This window comes from Massilia sp. NBRC 108631 (assembly GCF_059704565.1).
Window position 1 is genome coordinate 123,897 of the sequence record NZ_BAAKJE010000047.1, and the last position, 17,077, is coordinate 140,973.

Consider the following 17,077-nt stretch of genomic DNA (forward strand, 5'->3'; position numbering starts at 1 on the left):
CTAACTTTCCTCCGCCCGCCGTAGCGGCAAGGTGACACGGAAGGTGCTGCCCGCGCCCGGCGCGGATTGCACATCGATGCGCCCCCGGTGCTGCTGCACGATGCCGTAGGAGAGCGCCAGGCCCAGGCCGGTGCCCTGGCCGATGTCGCGCGTGGTGAAGAAGGGATCGAATATGCGCGGCACCACCTCGGGCGCCATGCCGCAGCCGTCGTCGGCCACTTCGAACCAGGCCTGCCCGTCTTGCGTACCGGTGCGGATGGTGATGCGGCCGCGCTGCGGGCCCACGGCCTGGCAGGCGTTCAGCAGCAGGTGCATGGCCACCTGGCTCAGCTGCGAGGGCACGCATTCGATGTCCGGCAGCGCGCCGTATTGCTTGACCACGCCGGCCTTCTGCTGCAAGTCGCTGGCGATCAGCTCCAGCGTAGCGTCGATGCAGCGATGCAGATCGGCCGGTTCCCACTGCTGCTGCGCGTCGCTGCGCGCGAACTCCTTCAGCGCCTGCACAATCTTGCTGACGCGCGCCATGCCCTGGCGCGATTCGCGCAGGATGTCCGGGATGTCCTCGTGCAGATAGTCCAGCTCCAGCCGTTCGCGCTCGCGCCGCAGGCGGGCCGCCAGCTCGGGCTGGGCGGCCATGGCCTGCTCCGCGTCCCGGTAGATGGCCAGCATCTCGAACAGGCGCGCCAGGTACTGCTCCAGCATGGCGGCGTTGGCGCCCAGGAAGGCCAGCGGATTGTTGATCTCGTGCGCCACGCCGGCCGCCAGCTGGCCGATCGAGGCCAGCTTCTCGGACTGCACCAGGCGCCCCTCGAGCTGCTTGCGTTCGGCGATTTCGGTCTGCAGCTGGCCGTTGGCGCTCAGCAGTTCGCCGGTGCGTTCGCGCACCGCCGCCTCCAGCCCCTCGTTGACCTGCTGCAGCTCGCTGTTGACGCGTTGGATGATGGCATGGCTGCGGATCAGGCGCAGCGCCGCGTACAGCAGCAGCGCCGCCAGCGCGGCCGACAGCAGCAGCAAATACAGGCGCTGCTGCTGCACCCTGGCGATACTGTGCTGATGCTCGGCGGTGAGGATGGCGCTGATGCGGTCCGCATGCGCGGCCGCCGGCGCCGCCGTGACGCGCAACAGCAGGTCGCGCACGGCGAGCCGTTCGCGCACCACCGTGCGCGCGTGCAAGCCGATCTGCTCCAGCCGCTGCGCCAGCGCCGGCGGCAGAGGCCGCGCGGCGGCGGACAGCACCGCCAGCGCCAGTTCAATATCGAAAAAGGCTTCGTCGCTGGGCCTGCCGTTGTAGACCAGCGTAGCCAGCAGCACCTTGTTGGCGGCCGCGCCGGCATGCCGCACCGCGCCGCTGCCGCCGTCGGCGCCCAGCTCCACCAGTTCGTCGGTGGCCTGCGGCAGGAATGCCAGCGCATTGCGCAGTGCATCGTTATGGACCTGGAACTGCGCAATCAGCCCGGCCTTGTGCGTCAGCGCGCTCCGCAGCGCCGCCACGCTGGCGTCCAGCGCGCCGGAACCGGATTGGCCGGCCGGGGGGATACGCAACAGCTTGGGCAAGCGGTCCAGCTCGTGCAGTGTGGCCGCCAGCGCTTCACCGTCCTGTTTCATGCCCAGCCGGGCCTTCAGCACGTCGGCCTCCCAGGTGGCGTCCAGCTCCTTGATCTGGCGCAGCAGGGCCACGTTCTCGTAATAATCCGAGGCCGCGCTGCGCCTGTCCTGCAGGAACAGGTAGAGCAGCGCGCCCGCCAGCAGCACCGCCAGCAAGCCCAACGGCCACCAGCCCCGCGCGCGCGCGGCTGGTCCGGTATCCGGTCCCAGGGCTGGGTTGCTTGTGAAAAGCTGCTCTCGTGCGCGCATGGGCGAAGCGCCTCCCCGCTACTGTCAGGTCGAACTCGATTGTATTGAACAATGGCCGCGGTGTCGCCGCTAAATTCGCGTTTTCCTGAAACCGATCCGGCGCCCCTGACGTATATGCGTGTGCAGCACCTCCACACCACATGACAAAAGGGGAACTAGCATGGCAAATAGCAGACTGCACCTCAGACCCTGGTTGATCGGCAACCTGGTCGCCCTGGCACTGGCGCCGCAAGCGTTCGCGTCCAGCCACAGGGAAGCGCCTTTCATTACCAAACAGCCCAAGGTGGACGCCACCGACTTCTATATGTTCCGCAGCTACGAGCCCGGCCGCGAAAAGTTCGTTACCCTGATCGCCAACTACGTGCCGCTGCAGGACGCCTACGGCGGCCCAAACTACTTCGCCATGGACCCGGACGCGTTGTACGAGATCCACATCGACAACAACGGCGACGCCAGGGAAGACCTGACCTTCCAGTTCCGTTTCAGCAGCACCAACAAGGACACCCAGCTCACCGTGGGCGGCAAGAAGGTGTCGATCCCGCTGGTGATCAACGGCGGCGCCGTGAACGACGTCAACCCCGCCGGGCTCAATGTGCGCGAAACCTACAGTGTGTCCTTGGTGCGCGGCGACCGCCGTGGCGGCGGCCGCGCGGCGCTGACCAACGCGGCCGGCGGCGGCAGCACCTTCGATAAACCGGTCGACAACATTGGCAACAAGACCATTCCGGACTACGCCGGCTACGCCGCCAAGCACGTCTACGCGGTCAACATTCCCGGCTGCGGCACGCCGGCGCGCCTGTTTGTGGGCCAGCGCAAGGACCCCTTCGTGGTGAACCTGGGCGAAACCTTCGACCTGATCAACATCAAGGCGCCGGCGGTGGAGTTCCTGGCCAGCGCCGAGAAGAACGCCCGCGACGACCTGGCGTTCAAGAACGTCACCTCGATCGAACTGGAGGTGGCGGCCGACTGCCTGACCGCCTCCGCCACCGGCGGCGACCCCGTCATCGGCGGCTGGACCACCGCCAGCATGCGCCAGGGCCGCCTCCTCAACGCCACGCCGGGCAGCGCGGTGGGCTCTTCGAAAGAAGGCGGCGCCTGGACCCAGGTGTCGCGCCTGGGCGCGCCGCTGGTCAACGAGGTGGTGATCGGCCTGAAGGACAAGGACCGATTCAACCACAGCAAGCCTTCCGCCGACGGCCAGTTCGCCGACTACGTGACCAACCCCACGCTGCCGGCGCTGGTTGAAATCCTGTACGGCAGCGCCGGCGCCAAGGCGCCCACCAACTTCCCGCGCAACGACCTGGTGGCGGCCTTCCTGACCGGCGTGAAAGGCCTGAACCAGCCGGCCACGGTGACCGCGTCCGAGATGCTGCGCCTGAACACCGCGATCGCTCCCACGCCGAGCGGGGCGCAAAAGCGCCTGGGCGTGATCGACGGCGACAACGCCGGCTTCCCCAACGGCCGCCGCCCCGGGGACGACGTGGTCGACATCGCGCTGCGCGTGATGATGGGCAAGCTGTGCACCCTGAACCTGGGCTGCACCCCGGCCGACGCTCCGGCCGGGGCGCTGCGCTTCACCGACGGCGCCTTCCTGGACGAAACCTTCGTCACGGCCGGCTTCCCTTACCTGAAGACGCCGCTGGCCGGCTCTCCGCAGAAGTAGGAGGCGCCATGAAAACGCCCATCCGCGCTACAACGCTCGCACCGCTTGCATTGGCCCTGCTGCTGGGAGGCTGCGGCGGCTCCGGCGGCGGCACCCCCGCCGCGCCGGTGGTGGCGCCGCCGCCGCCGGTCACCATGGCCGACGCCTTCTATTCCGCTGTGCTGGCCCTCATCGGCGCCAGCCCCGAGGACAAGGAACCAGCGGCGATCGACGGCGTGGCAGTTACCACGCCGGAAAACAGCGAACCGGCCGAGTAGGCCGGCAACGCCCTGCGCCGTACCGCAACCCCGTCCGGTGCAGGGCTCTCATTGGATGCAATACCATGCACAAGACTCGCTCCATCCTGCCCGCCAGCACGGCGGTCATGGCGCCCTTTCTGATGGCAGCCGCTTTCGCCGCCATCGTTGCGCTGCAGGCGCCGCCGGCGCTGGCGGCGCCCTACCTGCCGCGCTCGGGCGCGGACGTGATCGAAACCCTGCCGCGCCGCGCCGACCCGCAGCAGCAGGAACTGCGCCGCATGCGGCTGCAGCTGGCCGCCGCACCGGAAGACGTGCAGCTGGCCGCCGCCCTGGCGCAGCGCTACATCGCCGCCGGCCGCAGCGAGGCCGACCCGCGCTACTTCGGCTATGCGCAAGCGGCGCTGGCGCCGTGGTGGAAGCAGGCCGCGCCGCCCGCCGCCATGCGGCTACTGCGCGCCACGCTGCTGCAAGGCACGCACCACTTCGCGGAGGCCATGACGGACCTGGACGCGGTGACGGCGGCCGAGCCGGCGAACGCGCAAGCCTGGCTCACGCGCGCCACCGTGCAGACGGTACTGGGACAGTACGCCGCCGCCACCGCCAGCTGCGCGCGCCTGTCGGCGCTGGCGGGCGAGCTGGCCAGCATCACCTGCCTGACCAATGTGTCCGGCCTGACCGGGCAACTGCGCAAGAGCGAGCTGCTGCTCGCCACCACCTTGCAGCGCAGCGCCGGCGCCGACCCCGCCATGCAGGCGTGGACGCTGACCCAGCTGGCCGAAATGGCCGCCCGGCGCGGCGACGCGCGCCTGGCTGAAGCGCGCTTCCTGGCCGCGCTCAAGCTGGCCCCGCGCGACAGCTACCTGCTAGGCGCCTACGCCGACTTTCTGCTGGACCGCGGGCAGCCCGGCCAAGCGGCCGGGCTGCTCAAAGAACAGCGCCGCATCGATGGCCTGCTGCTGCGCTACGCGCTGGCGCTCAAGCAAAGCCAAGCCACGCTGCCCTCCCCGGCGCGGCAAGCGGCGCTGGCCGACGCCGTGCGCGAACTGCAGGCACGCTTCGACGCCGCCTCCCTGCGCGGCGACAGCGTGCACCAGCGCGAACAGGCCCGCTACGAGCTGCACCTGCGCGGCAACGCCAGGGCCGCGCTGGCACTGGCGCTGCAAAACTGGGCGGTGCAGAAAGAGCCGGCCGACCTGCGCATCCTGCTTGAAGCGGCCCGGCAGGCGAACGACCGCGCCGCCGCGGCACCCGCGCTGGCCTGGCTGGCGCAAACCGGCCTGGAGGACAGCAGCATCCAGCCGCTCGCCGTTCAACTTGCCATGCCGGCGGGCGCAACGCCCATCGCCATCGCCGCGCGGAGCCGGCCATGATGCGCCGCCTTCGCACCGCGCGCCGGCTGCCGCGCCGCGCAGCCGCAGCCACGATCAAAGCCGCACTAGCGGCCACCCTGGCAGTCATGCTGGCGCTGCCGGCCGGCACCGCACAGGCCCACAAGCCCAGCGACAGCTACCTCACCTTGCGCACCGGCGGCGAACAAATCGACGGCCAGTGGGACATCGCACTGCGCGACCTGGACTATGCGCTGGGCCTCGACAGCGACGGCGACGGCCAGCTCACCTGGGACGAAGTGCGCGAGCGCCACCCGCAAATCGCCGCCTACGCGCTGTCCCGTCTCAGCCTGGCAGCCGGCGGCGCCGCTTCGGCGCCCTGCACCGTCACCGCCGGCGAGCAGCTGATCGACCATCACACCGACGGCGCCTACTCGGTGCTGCGCTTTCGCGCCCACTGCCCCGCCGTCCCGGAGGCGCTGCGCATCGGCTACCGGCTGTTCGCCGACACCGACCCGCAGCATAAAGGCCTGCTGCGCCTGGAGCACACCGCCGGCGGCGCAGCGCACAGCAGCAGCGCCATCTTCGGCAGCGAGCGGCCGGAGCAGGTACTGCAGCTTGCGCAAGCTTCCCGCCTGGCGCAGTTCAGCGCCTACCTGAAGCACGGCGTGTGGCATATCTGGATCGGCTACGACCATATCCTGTTCCTGCTATCGCTGCTGCTGCCGTCCGTGCTGGTCTGGCGCGAGCGTGCCTGGCGCGAAACGCCCCACTTCCGCGCGGCTGCCATCGACGTATTGAAGACAGTCAGCGCCTTCACGCTGGCGCACTCCATTACCCTCAGCCTGGCCGCGCTCGGCGTGGTCGCCCTGCCGTCGCAGCTGGTGGAATCCGTGATCGCCGCCTCGGTGATCGTCGCCGCACTGAACAACCTCAGACCCTTCGTGCACACGCGGCGCTGGGCGGGCGCCTTCGCCTTCGGCCTGATCCACGGCTTCGGCTTCGCCGGCGTGCTGGGCGGCCTGGGGCTGCCGCAAGGGTCGCTGCTGCTGGCACTACTGGGCTTCAATGCCGGCGTCGAGCTGGGACAGCTGGCCATCGTGGCCGCCTTCCTGCCGCTGGCCTTCCTGATGCGCGCCACCTGGTTCTACCGCCGCGTGGTGGTGGCGGGCGGTTCGACGATCATCATCGCGGCAGCCAGCATGTGGTTCAGCGAACGCGCCTTCGCCGCCGGGCCGCCCCTGGTGGTCGCGGTCGTGGGGCACTACGACAACGCCGTCGGGACATCGGACGCGGCCAGCCAGGGCCGCATCACCTCCAGCCTGATTGCCAGCAGGCCCGCGCTACGCACCGGCGAACTGCTGGAATTCGTGCCCGGCATGATCGTCACCCAGCACAGCGGCGACGGCAAAGCCAACCAGTATTTCCTGCGCGGGTTCAACCTCGACCACGGCACCGACTTCGCCACCTTCATCGACGGCATGCCGGTCAACATGCGCAGCCACGCGCACGGCCAGGGCTATTCGGACATGAACTTCCTGATACCGGAACTGGTGCAACGCATCGACTACCGCAAAGGCCCCTATTTCTCCGAGGAGGGCGACTTCGCCTCCGCCGGCACGGCCCGCATCCGCCTGGCCGACGAACTGCCGTCCATGGCCAGCGCCACCATCGGCGGCAACGGCTACCGGCGCGCCATGGCGGCGGGCAGCACCGGCATCGGCACTGGCACTGGCACTGGCACTGGCACTGGCGCCGTCACCGGCAGCGCGGCGCCCGACGGCAAGCTGCTGTACGCGCTGGAAGCGAACCGCAACGACGGCCCCTGGGACACGCCCGAGCGCGTGCGCAAATACAGCGCTGTGCTGCGCTACAGCGCCGGCACGGCGGACCAGGGCTACAGCCTCACCGCCATGGCCTACCGCAACCGCTGGAGCGCCACCGACCAGGTGCCGCTGCGCGCCGTCGAGGCGGGCCTGATAGGGCGCTACGGCACGCTGGATCCCAGCGACGGCGGCGACAGCGCGCGCTACAGCCTGTCCTGGCAGCTGCACCGGCGCGGCGCCGCCAGCCGCTCCGAACTGAGCGCCTACGCCATCCGTTCCAGCCTGGACCTGTACAGCAACTTCACCTACCTGCTGGCCGATTCCGGACAGGGCGACCAGTTCAACCAGAGCGAGCACCGCAACGTGGCCGGCTTCGACGCCAGCCATACCTGGCTGCATGCTCTGCACGGTGTCGAGATGCGCAGCAGGATCGGCGCGCAAGGCCGCTACGACAAGCTGTCGCCGGTTGGGCTGTACGCCACCCGACGGCGCGAACGCACCGCCACCATCCGCGAAGACCGCGTTGCAGAAAGCAGCGCCGCGCTGTATGCCGAGAACGTGGCCCAGTGGCTGCCGGCGTTCCGCTCCGTGGCAGGCCTGCGCTACGACGCCTACCGCTTCGCGGTGTCCGGTGGCGCCGCCGGCGGCAACGGCAACGAACAGGCGTCCGGCGGTATCGTCTCGCCCAAGCTGTCGCTGATCTTCGGCCCCTGGGCGCGCACCGAGTACTTCCTCAACTTCGGCAAGGGTTTCCACAGCAACGACGCGCGCGGCGTAACGCAAAGCGGCCAGGCCGGCGGCACGCCGTCCCAGCCGGCCACGCCGCTGGCCGCCACGCGCGGCTATGAAGCCGGACTGCGCAGCGAACTGCTGCCCGGCCTGCAAAGCTCCCTGGCGCTGTGGCGGCTGGACCTCGATTCGGAACTGGTGTTTGTCGGCGACGCGGGCCAAACCGAAGCCAGCCGCGCCAGCCGCCGCAGCGGCATCGAATGGAACAACCACTATCTGGCCCGGCCCTGGCTGCAGTTCGACCTGGACCTGGCAGCCTCCCGCGCGCGCTACCGCGACAGCGACCCGGCCGGCAGGCGCATACCCGGCGCGCTGGAAAAGGTGGCCTCGTTCGGCGTGACGGTGACGGATGTGCAGCGCTGGTCCGGCGGCGTGCAGCTGCGCTATTTCGGCCCGCGCCCGCTGGCCGAAGACAATGGCGTACGTTCGGCCTCGAGCGCGCTGGCCTACGCGCGCGTGGGCTACAAGCTCGGCGCCGGCACCAGCCTCGCACTGGACGTGTTCAACCTGTTCAACAAGCGCGCCAGCGACATCGATTACTACTACGTCTCGCGCCTGCCCGGCGAAGCGGCCGAAGGGGTGGCAGACCGCCACTTCCACCCCGTCGAGCTGCGCTCCTTCAGGCTCACGCTGACGCACAGGTTTTAACCCGGCGCATTAGAGCAGCCTCACCCAGTTACCCTTGTACAGCACCGGACCGGTGGGACCGTCCGGATTGGGCGAGCCGCCTTTCGGCTCCAGGCTGATCGCCAGCAGCTGCACGTCGCTGCCGATGGCGCGCTCGGACAGCGCCAGCTTCGCGCTGCGGTTGTCCGGCAGGATGCCCAGCGAGCGCGGGTTGCCCTGCTTCGGAATCGCCCACAGCTGCAGTGTCTTGTCGTCCGCCACGGCCACGCTGTTCACCACGCGCACCTCCAGCACCTGGCGCCGGCTATCGCCGGTCAGCAGGATGGCGGTTTGCGACCGCTCGTCCGTCAGCGTGGCGGCGTAGTTGATGGCCGGCACCTCCGGCGGCGCCTGGGTCAGCGTCACGGCAAGCACCACGGCCAACGCGCCGGACGCCAGGCTCAGGCCGCGCCAGAAGCCCACCGATTCCTGGCGCCAGAACTGCCACGCAGGCGCCGGCGCCTTCAGGTTCAGGCGCCGCTCGATGCCGCGCCACACTTCCGCGCGCGGGCGCTGCTCGCCTGCGAACTCGGACAGCGGCAGCAGGCGATCCTGCCATTCGGCCACGGTGCGGCGCAGCGCTGCGTCGTTGTGCAGATGGCCCTCGAAGCGGCGCCGCGCACCGCCCTTCAGCGTACCCAGCACGTACTCGGCGGCCAGCTTCTCGCGCAGGCCCGGCTTGTCGCGGAGGTTCATTGCCGTTCCCCCTTGGCCAGGCAGGTCTTCAGGCGCTCCAGGCTGCGGCGGATCCAGGTTTTCACCGTGCCGATCGGGATGGCCATCTGCTGCGCCACTTCGCTGTGCGACAGGTCGTGGTAGAACGCCATGCCGATCACCTGCCGGTGCAACCCTTCCAGCATCGACATGCAGTAGGCCAGCGCCTTGGCGTCGCTGCTGATCTGCAGCGCCTCGATGGGCGTGGCGCCGGGATCGTGCAAGGCATTCAGGATGCTGCTGTCGAAAGTGTCCACATTGATCTCCAGGGTTCCGTCCGTGCGGCGCAGCGCGTCGAGCGCCTTGTTGCGCACGATGGCCGCCATCCACGTCATGGGCGCGGCCAACTGGCTCTGGTAGCTGCGGGCGCTGTTCCAGATAGAGACGAAACTCTCCTGCAGCACTTCCTCGGCCAGCTCGCGCTTATGCAATATACGCAGCGCGTAGCCGAACAGTTTCGGGGAAGTTGCATCGTACAGGGCGCGGAAGGCCTTGGCGTCGCGGGCGGCCGCAGCGGCCAGCCAGGCTCGGAGTTGCTGGGGATCGGTGGGGGACGCTGATGCCAAGGTATGCCTCGGTGGAACTTGCGTTAATGGGAAACCGCGCGGTGACAGCAACAGCGGTAAAGATTAGCGCAATTTCAACGCCGAAGCGAGCATTGTCTCGGTGGGGACCAGTTCAATTCCAGTTCAACGTCCCGTCTCCGGCGACAGGCGCACACAGTTGCGGCCGGCGCGCTTGGCGTCGTACAGCGCCTCGTCGGCGCGCAGGTAGGCCGTGTCGAACGGCGTGCCGCGCGGGTTCCAGCTGATGCCCACGCTGGCCGTCACCGCCCGGTCGATCGGCGCGGCGAACACTTCGCGCGCGATGGCGTGGCAAATGCGCTCGCCCAGCACGGCCGCCTCGGCCAGGTGGCGCGTCGGCCACACCACGGAAAACTCCTCGCCGCCCACCCGGCCCACCGCCACCTGCTCGCCCAGCAAGCCATTCAGGCAGCGCACCACGGCCTGGATCACCGCGTCGCCGGCCGGGTGGCCGAAATCGTCGTTGACCTGCTTGAAATGGTCGATATCGAGCACGATCAGGGCCACGTCGTCCTGCTCCAGCAGGCCGCTGGCACGCTCGATCAGCGCGGCGCGGTTCAGCGCCCCGGTCAGCGGGTCGTGCGTGGCGCGGTACTCCAGCTGGCATGCCAGCTCGTGCAGCTGGCGGTTCAGCTGGTTCATGTCGCGTTCGGCGCGGTCGCTGCGGCGGATCAGGCGGCGCGTCTCGCGCATCAGGCGCTCGTAGTGCACCATCATTTCGCCCAGCACGCGGCGGTAGTCGGCCGCGCCGGCATTGTCGTCCTCGTGCGCCGCGCGCGCCGCGGCCAGCACCGCGCTCTCGGCGGCGAACAGATCCGGCTCGGCCATGGCGTCAGTTGTGCGCCACGGGATGATTGACGAATTCCAGCGCGCCGAAGTCGTCCTGCAGCTCCTGGCCGAACTCCAGGATGGTGTCGTCGTCCTCGTCGTAGTACCAGTTCAGGCGCACCGCGCAGCCGTCCATGGCGGCCTGGTTGAACGCCTCGAACAGCGTAAACAGCATCTTGGTGCTGGAGCTGTTGAAGTAGGCCAGCGACACGTTGACCGTGATGTCGGCCTGGCCGCAGCCGGCCAGGTAGGCGCGCACTTGTTCGATCACCGGGCCGTAGAACAGCGCGGCGTTTTCCGGATAGGATTCGCCCTTGATCGACAGCGTGTGGCGGTCGAAGCGGAAATCGATCTCGGGCGAGGTGGGGGAAGCTGAGATGTAGTAGGGTTCCATGTCGTAGGTTTTCTTGTTCAGATAATGGCCTTGATGCAGAACACCGTGGTATCCGGGTCGTGCGTCTCCTTGACGAACTCGAACTCCAGCGGCGCGCTGGCGTCGCGCGCCATGGTCAGGAAGCCGAGCCCCGCGCCCTTGCTGTCGGCAGGGGTTTCGTCGCGCAGCGCCTTCTTGTAGGCGGTTTTGATCTCTTCCATGGTCATGCTGTGCAGCGGCTCCAGGCGCGCGCGGATATTCTCCACGCTCTCGGTCGACACCGGGTTGGCGCACAGCAGGAAGAAGCTGTCCCCGCGCATGCCGATGCAGAACGAGCCGCGCCGCATCTGGCTCGCCAGCGCGTGGTCCGGCGTCAGCGTGTCCGACGAGTAGTGCATGATGTTCTGCGACATCTCGACAAAGGACGAGAAGATGCGGCGCCGCGTCGGCCCCGCCGCGCCAGCCGTGTCCAGGCGCGCCTTGATGGTCTCGGCGATGGCGGCCACCACGTGCTGCGAGAAGTAGCCGGCGTAGAAAAAGATGATGTTGCGCTTGCGCGCCACGTCCCAAAACTCGTTGAATTCTTCGTAAAGCAAAGCTAGTTCCCTCCTTAGGGACGGCAGCAGAAAAAGGTAAGGTCGTCGCGGCGCGGCTGCGCGCCTTGCCAGGCCTGGAAGTCGTCCAGCAAGGCCTGGCTGAGCTGCGCGGACGGCGCGGCGCGCTGCGCCAGCAGCACGTCGCGGATACGGCGCTTGCCGTAAGCGATCTCGCGCGGGCCGCCGATCTGGTCGACCAGGCCGTCGGTGGTGATGAACAGCAGGCTGCCCGGCGCCACTTCCACCGTGCGCGCGTTCCAGCGGAAGCCGAACGGCGTGCCGACGTAACCGACGCCCATGCGGTCGCTGTCCAAGGTCTGCACCGGCGCGTCCGATCCGTCCTGCGCCGGCGGCACGATGTGCAGCGCCAGGCGCGCGCCGGCGAAGCTGAGCTTGCGGCTGGACTGCTCGAACCACAGGAAGGCCGCGTCCATGCCGTCGTCCGATTCGGTGGCGCCGCCCTGCCCTTCCATCTGGCCCAGCATGGATTTCACGCCGCGGCTCACCTCCGCGATGAGCGCGGCCGGATCGCGCGGGCCCAACGCCTGCAAGGCCTGCGTCAGGATGGACGAGGAGATCAGGGTCATGAAGGCGCCCGGCACGCCGTGGCCGGTGCAGTCGGCGATGGCGGCGAACCAGCCGTCCCCGTATTTCGCGAAGTAGTAGAAATCGCCGCCGACCACGTCGCGCGGCTGCCATACCAGGTGCGCGTCCGGCAGCGTTTCCGCCAGCGCCGCGCGCGAGGTGCGCAGCATGGCGCGCTGGATCACGCTGGCGTAGTCGATGCTGTGCATGATCTGGCGGTTTTTCTCGGCCTGCATATTGGCCACCACGTTCATCAGCTGCAGGCCGAAGCCGACGCCGCCCAAGGCGCCGCCGCGCGTGATGATGAAGCCGTCCGCCAGCGCCTTCTCGCCCGACTCCACGGCGCGGAAAGTGAGCGCCTCGATGCTCATGGCCGCGTCCACGATCAGCGGCTCCTTGTCCATGAAGGCGATGCAGCTCTTCTTGCCGTACACCTCGTGGTAGAAGGGCTTGGACATCTGCGACATGAAGATGTTGCGGCTGATCAGGCCGATCGGGCGGTCGTTCTCGATGACGGGCAGGCTCATCAGGTCGCGCCGTTCGGTGAACAGTTCCAGCACGCCGAAGTTGCTCATGTCCGACTGCACGGACACGGTTTCTATGCACAAATCGGCCGCCGTCGACAGACGGAAGCGGGGCAGATCCAGGCGCGATGCGTTGAACTCCACAGCCGGTTCCTTTAGAAAAAAACGGCCCGCACCGGGGAGAGTGCGGGCCAAAACATCCATTGGGAGAGAGATGAACAGCCGGCATCTTGCCATGCCTTTGTTACATCAGTATGACGCTACGGCAACCTTGGTTGTCGGCAAGCTAGCGCGGCGGGCGGGCCGGCAGTGCTAAGGTAGAACTTCTGCATCAGGAGCAAAGCCATGAACGCCCATCTCGACCTGGCGGAACAGCCCACCATCGCCGAAGTGCACCGCGCGGAGGCCGACACCGCCGCCGTCCGCGCCGCGCCGCTCACGCTCAACAGGCAGCTCAGCGCGGAGCAGGCCTTCCGCCGCATCGCCGCCAATTGCCGCGAGCAGATCGCCGCCAACCACGCCGCCGTCGCGCGCGGCAACGCGCCCGAAGCGCTGCACCAGATGCGGGTGGGCTTGCGCCGCCTGCGCTCGGCACTGGCGCTGTACGCGCCGCTGCTGGAACTGCCCGCGGCGCTGCGCAGCGACCTGCGCTGGCTGGGAGAACAGCTGGGCGCGGCGCGCGACTGGGACGTGCTGGCATCGTCCACGCTGCCGCGCGTGGCGGAAGGCCTGCCGGACGACATGGAACTGGTGCTGGTGCGGCTGGCGGCCGAAAGCCGCGCCAACGACCTGCGCGCGGCGGCGGCCGACGCGGTCAGCACGGAACGCTACGCAGAGCTGATGCGCAACCTGGGCGGCTGGCTGCACGACGCGGCCTGGCGCAGCCACTGCACCGGGCGCCAGCGCCAGGCGCTGTCGCAGTCCGCGCTCGGATTCGCCGACGAAGCGCTGGCGCAAAGCCGCGCGCGCCTGCTCAAGCGCGGCCGCAAACTGCGCCTGTCCGGTGCGCACCGGGGCGCGAAGGCGCGCCACCGCGTGCGCATCGCCGCCAAGCGCGCGCGCTACGCAGCCGAATTCTTCCAGTCGCTCTATCCCAAGCGGCAAGTGCGGCCGTATATCGGCAGCCTGGCCAAGCTGCAGGACGAACTGGGCTGGCTGAACGACACCGCCGTGGCGGACGGCCTGCTGAAAAAACTGCAGCACGGCGAAGCGCGGCTGGACGGCAGCGCCGCCTTCACGCGCGGCTATCTGGCTTCCACCACGCACGGCGGCAAGGGCAAGCTGCGCAAACTGTGGCGCCGCGTCCGGCAGGCGCGCGCGCCGGCCTGAGCAAAGAAACAACAGTACGTAACAATTTGCATGATTTCTTTCCCGGTGTTTTATATACTCGGCAGCTTGCCCGCGCGCGCCCCACCCCCGCACTGCACGGGCATGATAAAAAATATAACGCTCCAGGGACGCACCAACCATGCCTCAGACCTTGCATGCGCCAGCCTCAAAATCGCTGGCCAGTATGTGCTTTTGCGTAGCCGCCGCGCTATCGCTGCCGCCGCTCACCCTGTTCCCGCTGCATGCCGCGCACGCGGCCACAGCGGCGCAGGAAACCAACGAAACCCGTATCAGCGACGCCTACGCCGAGTCGCTGCGCCAATGCACGCTGCGTTCCGGCGTGGCCGGCGAAGTCACCGAGCTGCTGGTCAAGACCGGCGACCGCGTGAAAGCCGGCCAGCTGCTGGCGCGCATCGGCGGCACGGAAATCGCCGCGCCCTACGACGCCATCGTCTCGGCCACCATGGCCAAGGTGGGCGACGTGGCGATGCCGGGCCGGCACGTCATCACCCTGTTCGATCCGACCCGCATGCGCGTGGTCGCCTCGGTGCCGCGCTCGCGCTTGCGCGAACTGAACCTGGACGAGCCGGTGCAAGTGGACATTGCCGCGCTGAAGCAGCGTGTCAAGGCGCAGAAAGTGATCGTCATCTCGCAAGGCGACAAGCCGATGCAGATGGCCAAGCTCTATCTGGAACTGGGTGAAGTGGACGGCCTGCTACCCGGCCAGCAGGCGCGCGCCACCTTTGCGCTGAGCAGCTGGCCTTCGCTGCGGCCCTAACGTTGCCGGCGCAGGAGTATACTGTCGGCCTCGAATTCCAGCGCCGCGCAACAGTGTACTCATGACAACAGCAAAAACCGCGGTGCAGTGCCGCCCCGGATGCGGGGCCTGCTGCACCGCGCCCTCCATCACGTCGCCGATTCCGGGCATGCCCAACGGCAAGCCGGCCGGCGAGCGCTGCATCCAGCTGGCCGACGACATGCGCTGCATGATCTTCGGCCAGCCGGAACGGCCCGCTTTCTGCGCCGGCCTGCAGCCGGCCGCCGACATGTGCGGCGGCAGCCGCGAGCACGCCATGGTCTGGCTGGCGGACCTGGAACGCGCGACCGCGCCCTGAGGGCGGGCAGGCCTTACTGGCCGCGCGGGCCCTTGTCGGCGCCCTTGTGATCCTTCTGGCCGTCGTTCTTGTGGCGGCCCGCGACTTCAGCTTCCTCGGCGCGCTGCTGGTTCTTGGCCGCTTCCTGCTGCGCTTGCTGCGCCTCGCGCTGCTGCTGTTCGCGTGGATCGTTGTTGTGCTTGCTCATGGCAATCTCCTTCGGTGGCTGGAACAACTACCTTACGCCCCGCTCGCGATGCTATCCGTTCGCTGGCGTACACAGGAGTCCATTGGGACTGTCGACCTGGGGTTGCGCCTGGAAGAAGCGCACCAGGTCCCCCACCGTTACGACTTGCCCATGCCGCGGATTCTGCTCCAGGTTCTCCAGCGAACGCAGCGAACGGTGTGCGATGCCCGGGACAATTGCCAGATCCAGATCCTCATGATCGATAAACAGGTCTGCGACGAGCCGGTCGCCGGCCGACAGCGGAAAGCCTGCGCGGTATGCGCCAAGTTCGTCCTGCAGTGTTTCATACACAGCGCGAACAACCCAGGGGTCGGTTGCGCGGCAATCGAACTCCCGCGCGAAATGGCAAATCGATCGCCCCTGCCGCCGGGCTGCAAGAAGCGATAAACCGCCAGCGACCTTGTTCGCGTGCCGCGCCAGGTCACACCTGATCAGCACACCAAACCCGGCGAGGGCCGACAGCGTCGCCAGCGGATACATCAGGAGCGGCACGGCAATACCGGCCAGTGCCGCCAGGACCATCCACCAGATACCGATTGCAGGCTTCGCGCCGGCAAGCCGCCTGACGACCAGCCGGGATGAAAGGTTGCGCATAGACGGCAGCTGCCTGTCAGCTGAAGCCGGCCACCGGGTGCGGCACATAGGCCGATTCGAGCAGCGCCAGCTCTTCCCTGCTCAACCGCACGGACAGCGCCTGCACCGCGTCGTCCACGTGCGAGAACTTGGCCGCGCCGATGATGGGCGAGGTGACCACGGACTTCTGCAGCACCCAGGCCAGCGCCACCTGCGCGCGCGGGATGCCGCGCGCCTCCGCCACTTGCTTCACGCGCTCGGCCACCAGCCGGTCCGACGCTTCGGTGGCGGTGTACATTTCCTTGGCGATCAGGTCGGTGTCGGAGCGCCTGCTGGCTTCGGCCCAGTCGCGCGTCAGGCGGCCGCGCGCCATCGGGCTCCACGGGATCACGCCGATGCCTTCGGCCGCGCACAGCGGCAACATTTCGCGTTCTTCCTCGCGGTTGATCAGGTTGAGCTGGTTCTGCATCGAGACGAAGCGCGTCCAGCCATGGCGGTCGGCGGTATACAGCGCCTTGGCGAACTGCCAGGCGTACATTGACGAGGCGCCGATGTAGCGCGCCTTGCCGGCCTTGACGATGTCGTGCAGCGCTTCCAGCGTTTCCTCGATCGGCGTGCTGTAGTCCCAGCGGTGGATCTGGTACAGGTCCACGTAGTCGGTGCCGAGGCGGCGCAGGCTGTTGTCGATTTCCGCCATCAGGGCCTTGCGCGACAGGCCGCGCTGGTTCGGTCCCTTCCCCTGCGGGAAATAGGCCTTGGTGGCGATCACCACTTCGTCGCGGCGGGCGAAGTCGCGCAGGGCGCGGCCGACAATTTCCTCGCTGGTGCCGTCCGAGTACGAGTTGGCGGTGTCGAAGAAGTTGATGCCCGCCTCCAGCGCGTGGCGGATCACGGGACGGCTCTGCTCTTCGTCCAGCGTCCATGCATGGCCGCCGCGGTCCGGTACGCCGTAGGTCATGCAGCCCAGCGTCAGGCGCGATATTTTGAGGCCGCTGCGGCCGAGATTCACATATTCCATGCAACTCCTCCTTGACAGTCCGGGCCACTATAACGCGGCCGATTCATTGTATCTATATCATGCATGGTAAAACAGAAACCACGATAAGTTGTAAGTGAGGACGTATGAGAGGCATCGAACTTCGGCAGCTGCGCTATTTTTCCATCGTGGCGAAGGAATTGCACTTCCGCCGCGCGGCGGAACTGGCGTTCGTCACGCAACCGGCGCTGAGCCAGCAGATTGCCAAGCTGGAGCAGACCATGGGCGT

The 17,077-nt window shown here is 68.1% G+C and carries 18 protein-coding genes; 8 read left to right on the forward strand and 10 right to left on the reverse strand.

What is annotated here, in order from left to right; translation table 11 throughout:
• Positions 1–1,854 (reverse strand): DAHL domain-containing sensor histidine kinase, encoded by a 1,854-nt coding sequence (locus AC6H42_RS05230; RefSeq protein WP_497547546.1) that lies wholly within the window; start codon positions 1,852–1,854, stop codon positions 1–3.
• A 160-nt stretch (positions 1,855–2,014) separates the two neighbouring features.
• On the opposite strand from AC6H42_RS05230, the gene AC6H42_RS05235 reads away from it, so the two are divergent.
• The 4 genes from AC6H42_RS05235 to AC6H42_RS05250 all read left to right on the forward strand — a co-directional run bounded on the left by AC6H42_RS05235 (position 2,015) and on the right by AC6H42_RS05250 (position 8,347).
• Positions 2,015–3,517, forward strand: a complete 1,503-nt coding sequence (locus tag AC6H42_RS05235; RefSeq protein WP_497547547.1) for a DUF4331 domain-containing protein — start codon at positions 2,015–2,017, stop codon at positions 3,515–3,517.
• Between the two features lie 8 nt (positions 3,518–3,525).
• Positions 3,526–3,774: a hypothetical protein gene (locus tag AC6H42_RS05240; RefSeq protein WP_497547548.1), complete on the forward strand. Its 249-nt coding sequence runs from the start codon at positions 3,526–3,528 to the stop codon at positions 3,772–3,774.
• A gap of 65 nt (positions 3,775–3,839) precedes the next feature.
• Positions 3,840–5,126 carry a tetratricopeptide repeat protein gene (locus AC6H42_RS05245; RefSeq protein ID WP_497547549.1) on the forward strand — a complete coding sequence of 429 codons (1,287 nt, stop codon included), beginning with the start codon at positions 3,840–3,842 and terminating at the stop codon, positions 5,124–5,126.
• On the forward strand, positions 5,123–8,347 hold the full coding sequence (locus AC6H42_RS05250; protein WP_497547550.1) for a HupE/UreJ family protein: 3,225 nt from the start codon (positions 5,123–5,125) through the stop codon (positions 8,345–8,347). Before AC6H42_RS05245 ends, AC6H42_RS05250 begins: the two co-directional genes overlap by 4 nt.
• A gap of 9 nt (positions 8,348–8,356) precedes the next feature.
• Here AC6H42_RS05250 and AC6H42_RS05255 read toward each other — a convergent pair whose 3' ends face one another.
• The 6 genes from AC6H42_RS05255 to AC6H42_RS05280 all read right to left on the reverse strand — a co-directional run bounded on the left by AC6H42_RS05255 (position 8,357) and on the right by AC6H42_RS05280 (position 12,713).
• On the reverse strand, positions 8,357–9,061 hold the full coding sequence (locus AC6H42_RS05255; protein ID WP_057152813.1) for an anti-sigma factor: 705 nt from the start codon (positions 9,059–9,061) through the stop codon (positions 8,357–8,359).
• Positions 9,058–9,645, reverse strand: a complete 588-nt coding sequence (locus AC6H42_RS05260) for a sigma-70 family RNA polymerase sigma factor (protein WP_057152812.1) — start codon at positions 9,643–9,645, stop codon at positions 9,058–9,060. Before AC6H42_RS05260 ends, AC6H42_RS05255 begins: the two co-directional genes overlap by 4 nt.
• Positions 9,646–9,768: 123 nt before the next feature.
• Entirely contained in the window at positions 9,769–10,491 is a 723-nt protein-coding gene (locus AC6H42_RS05265; protein WP_057152811.1) for a GGDEF domain-containing protein, read from the reverse strand.
• Positions 10,492–10,495: 4 nt separating this feature from the next.
• Positions 10,496–10,885 (reverse strand): DUF1987 domain-containing protein, encoded by a 390-nt coding sequence (locus AC6H42_RS05270; protein ID WP_057152810.1) that lies wholly within the window; start codon positions 10,883–10,885, stop codon positions 10,496–10,498.
• Positions 10,886–10,902: 17 nt separating this feature from the next.
• Positions 10,903–11,460, reverse strand: a complete 558-nt coding sequence (locus tag AC6H42_RS05275) for a SiaB family protein kinase (RefSeq protein ID WP_057152809.1) — start codon at positions 11,458–11,460, stop codon at positions 10,903–10,905.
• Positions 11,461–11,474: 14 nt separating this feature from the next.
• Positions 11,475–12,713 carry a SpoIIE family protein phosphatase gene (locus AC6H42_RS05280; protein WP_497547551.1) on the reverse strand — a complete coding sequence of 413 codons (1,239 nt, stop codon included), beginning with the start codon at positions 12,711–12,713 and terminating at the stop codon, positions 11,475–11,477.
• Between the two features lie 201 nt (positions 12,714–12,914).
• Between AC6H42_RS05280 and AC6H42_RS05285 the strand changes: the two genes are divergently transcribed.
• From AC6H42_RS05285 to AC6H42_RS05295, 3 genes are all read left to right on the forward strand, one after another.
• Positions 12,915–13,898: a CHAD domain-containing protein gene (locus AC6H42_RS05285; protein ID WP_057152807.1), complete on the forward strand. Its 984-nt coding sequence runs from the start codon at positions 12,915–12,917 to the stop codon at positions 13,896–13,898.
• Positions 13,899–14,037: 139 nt separating this feature from the next.
• The gene (locus tag AC6H42_RS05290) at positions 14,038–14,676 is read left to right on the forward strand and encodes an efflux RND transporter periplasmic adaptor subunit (protein WP_497547552.1); all 639 of its coding nucleotides are present in this window, start codon (positions 14,038–14,040) and stop codon (positions 14,674–14,676) included.
• A gap of 61 nt (positions 14,677–14,737) precedes the next feature.
• The gene (locus AC6H42_RS05295) at positions 14,738–15,013 is read left to right on the forward strand and encodes a YkgJ family cysteine cluster protein (RefSeq protein WP_057152805.1); all 276 of its coding nucleotides are present in this window, start codon (positions 14,738–14,740) and stop codon (positions 15,011–15,013) included.
• A gap of 13 nt (positions 15,014–15,026) precedes the next feature.
• Here the strand turns inward: AC6H42_RS05295 and AC6H42_RS05300 are convergent, their stop codons facing one another.
• From AC6H42_RS05300 to AC6H42_RS05310, 3 genes are read right to left on the reverse strand one after another with little or no spacing between them, the layout of a single operon-like run.
• Positions 15,027–15,200 (reverse strand): hypothetical protein, encoded by a 174-nt coding sequence (locus AC6H42_RS05300; RefSeq protein WP_157200783.1) that lies wholly within the window; start codon positions 15,198–15,200, stop codon positions 15,027–15,029.
• 51 nt (positions 15,201–15,251) lie between these two features.
• A complete protein-coding gene (locus AC6H42_RS05305; protein WP_497547553.1) occupies positions 15,252–15,833 on the reverse strand; it encodes a hypothetical protein in 582 nt (193 codons plus the stop codon).
• Positions 15,834–15,849: 16 nt separating this feature from the next.
• The gene (locus AC6H42_RS05310) at positions 15,850–16,830 is read right to left on the reverse strand and encodes an aldo/keto reductase (RefSeq protein ID WP_497547554.1); all 981 of its coding nucleotides are present in this window, start codon (positions 16,828–16,830) and stop codon (positions 15,850–15,852) included.
• Between the two features lie 104 nt (positions 16,831–16,934).
• Between AC6H42_RS05310 and AC6H42_RS05315 the strand changes: the two genes are divergently transcribed.
• Positions 16,935–17,077: LysR family transcriptional regulator (locus tag AC6H42_RS05315; protein ID WP_497547557.1), on the forward strand; the 143-nt coding region annotated here is incomplete at its 3' end.

Excerpts from the sequence above, each read along its gene's own strand:
- AC6H42_RS05230 (WP_497547546.1), bottom strand. The coding sequence starts at position 1,854 with ATGCGCGCACGAGAGCAGCTTTTCACAAGCAACCCAGCCCTGGGACCG.
- AC6H42_RS05235 (WP_497547547.1), top strand. The coding sequence starts at position 2,015 with ATGGCAAATAGCAGACTGCACCTCAGACCCTGGTTGATCGGCAACCTG.
- AC6H42_RS05240 (WP_497547548.1), top strand. The coding sequence starts at position 3,526 with ATGAAAACGCCCATCCGCGCTACAACGCTCGCACCGCTTGCATTGGCC.
- AC6H42_RS05245 (WP_497547549.1), top strand. The coding sequence starts at position 3,840 with ATGCACAAGACTCGCTCCATCCTGCCCGCCAGCACGGCGGTCATGGCG.
- AC6H42_RS05250 (WP_497547550.1), top strand. The coding sequence starts at position 5,123 with ATGATGCGCCGCCTTCGCACCGCGCGCCGGCTGCCGCGCCGCGCAGCC.
- AC6H42_RS05255 (WP_057152813.1), bottom strand. The coding sequence starts at position 9,061 with ATGAACCTCCGCGACAAGCCGGGCCTGCGCGAGAAGCTGGCCGCCGAG.
- AC6H42_RS05265 (WP_057152811.1), bottom strand. The coding sequence starts at position 10,491 with ATGGCCGAGCCGGATCTGTTCGCCGCCGAGAGCGCGGTGCTGGCCGCG.
- AC6H42_RS05270 (WP_057152810.1), bottom strand. The coding sequence starts at position 10,885 with ATGGAACCCTACTACATCTCAGCTTCCCCCACCTCGCCCGAGATCGAT.
- AC6H42_RS05285 (WP_057152807.1), top strand. The coding sequence starts at position 12,915 with ATGAACGCCCATCTCGACCTGGCGGAACAGCCCACCATCGCCGAAGTG.
- AC6H42_RS05290 (WP_497547552.1), top strand. The coding sequence starts at position 14,038 with ATGCCTCAGACCTTGCATGCGCCAGCCTCAAAATCGCTGGCCAGTATG.
- AC6H42_RS05295 (WP_057152805.1), top strand. The coding sequence starts at position 14,738 with ATGACAACAGCAAAAACCGCGGTGCAGTGCCGCCCCGGATGCGGGGCC.
- AC6H42_RS05300 (WP_157200783.1), bottom strand. The coding sequence starts at position 15,200 with ATGAGCAAGCACAACAACGATCCACGCGAACAGCAGCAGCGCGAGGCG.
- AC6H42_RS05305 (WP_497547553.1), bottom strand. The coding sequence starts at position 15,833 with ATGCGCAACCTTTCATCCCGGCTGGTCGTCAGGCGGCTTGCCGGCGCG.
- AC6H42_RS05310 (WP_497547554.1), bottom strand. The coding sequence starts at position 16,830 with ATGGAATATGTGAATCTCGGCCGCAGCGGCCTCAAAATATCGCGCCTG.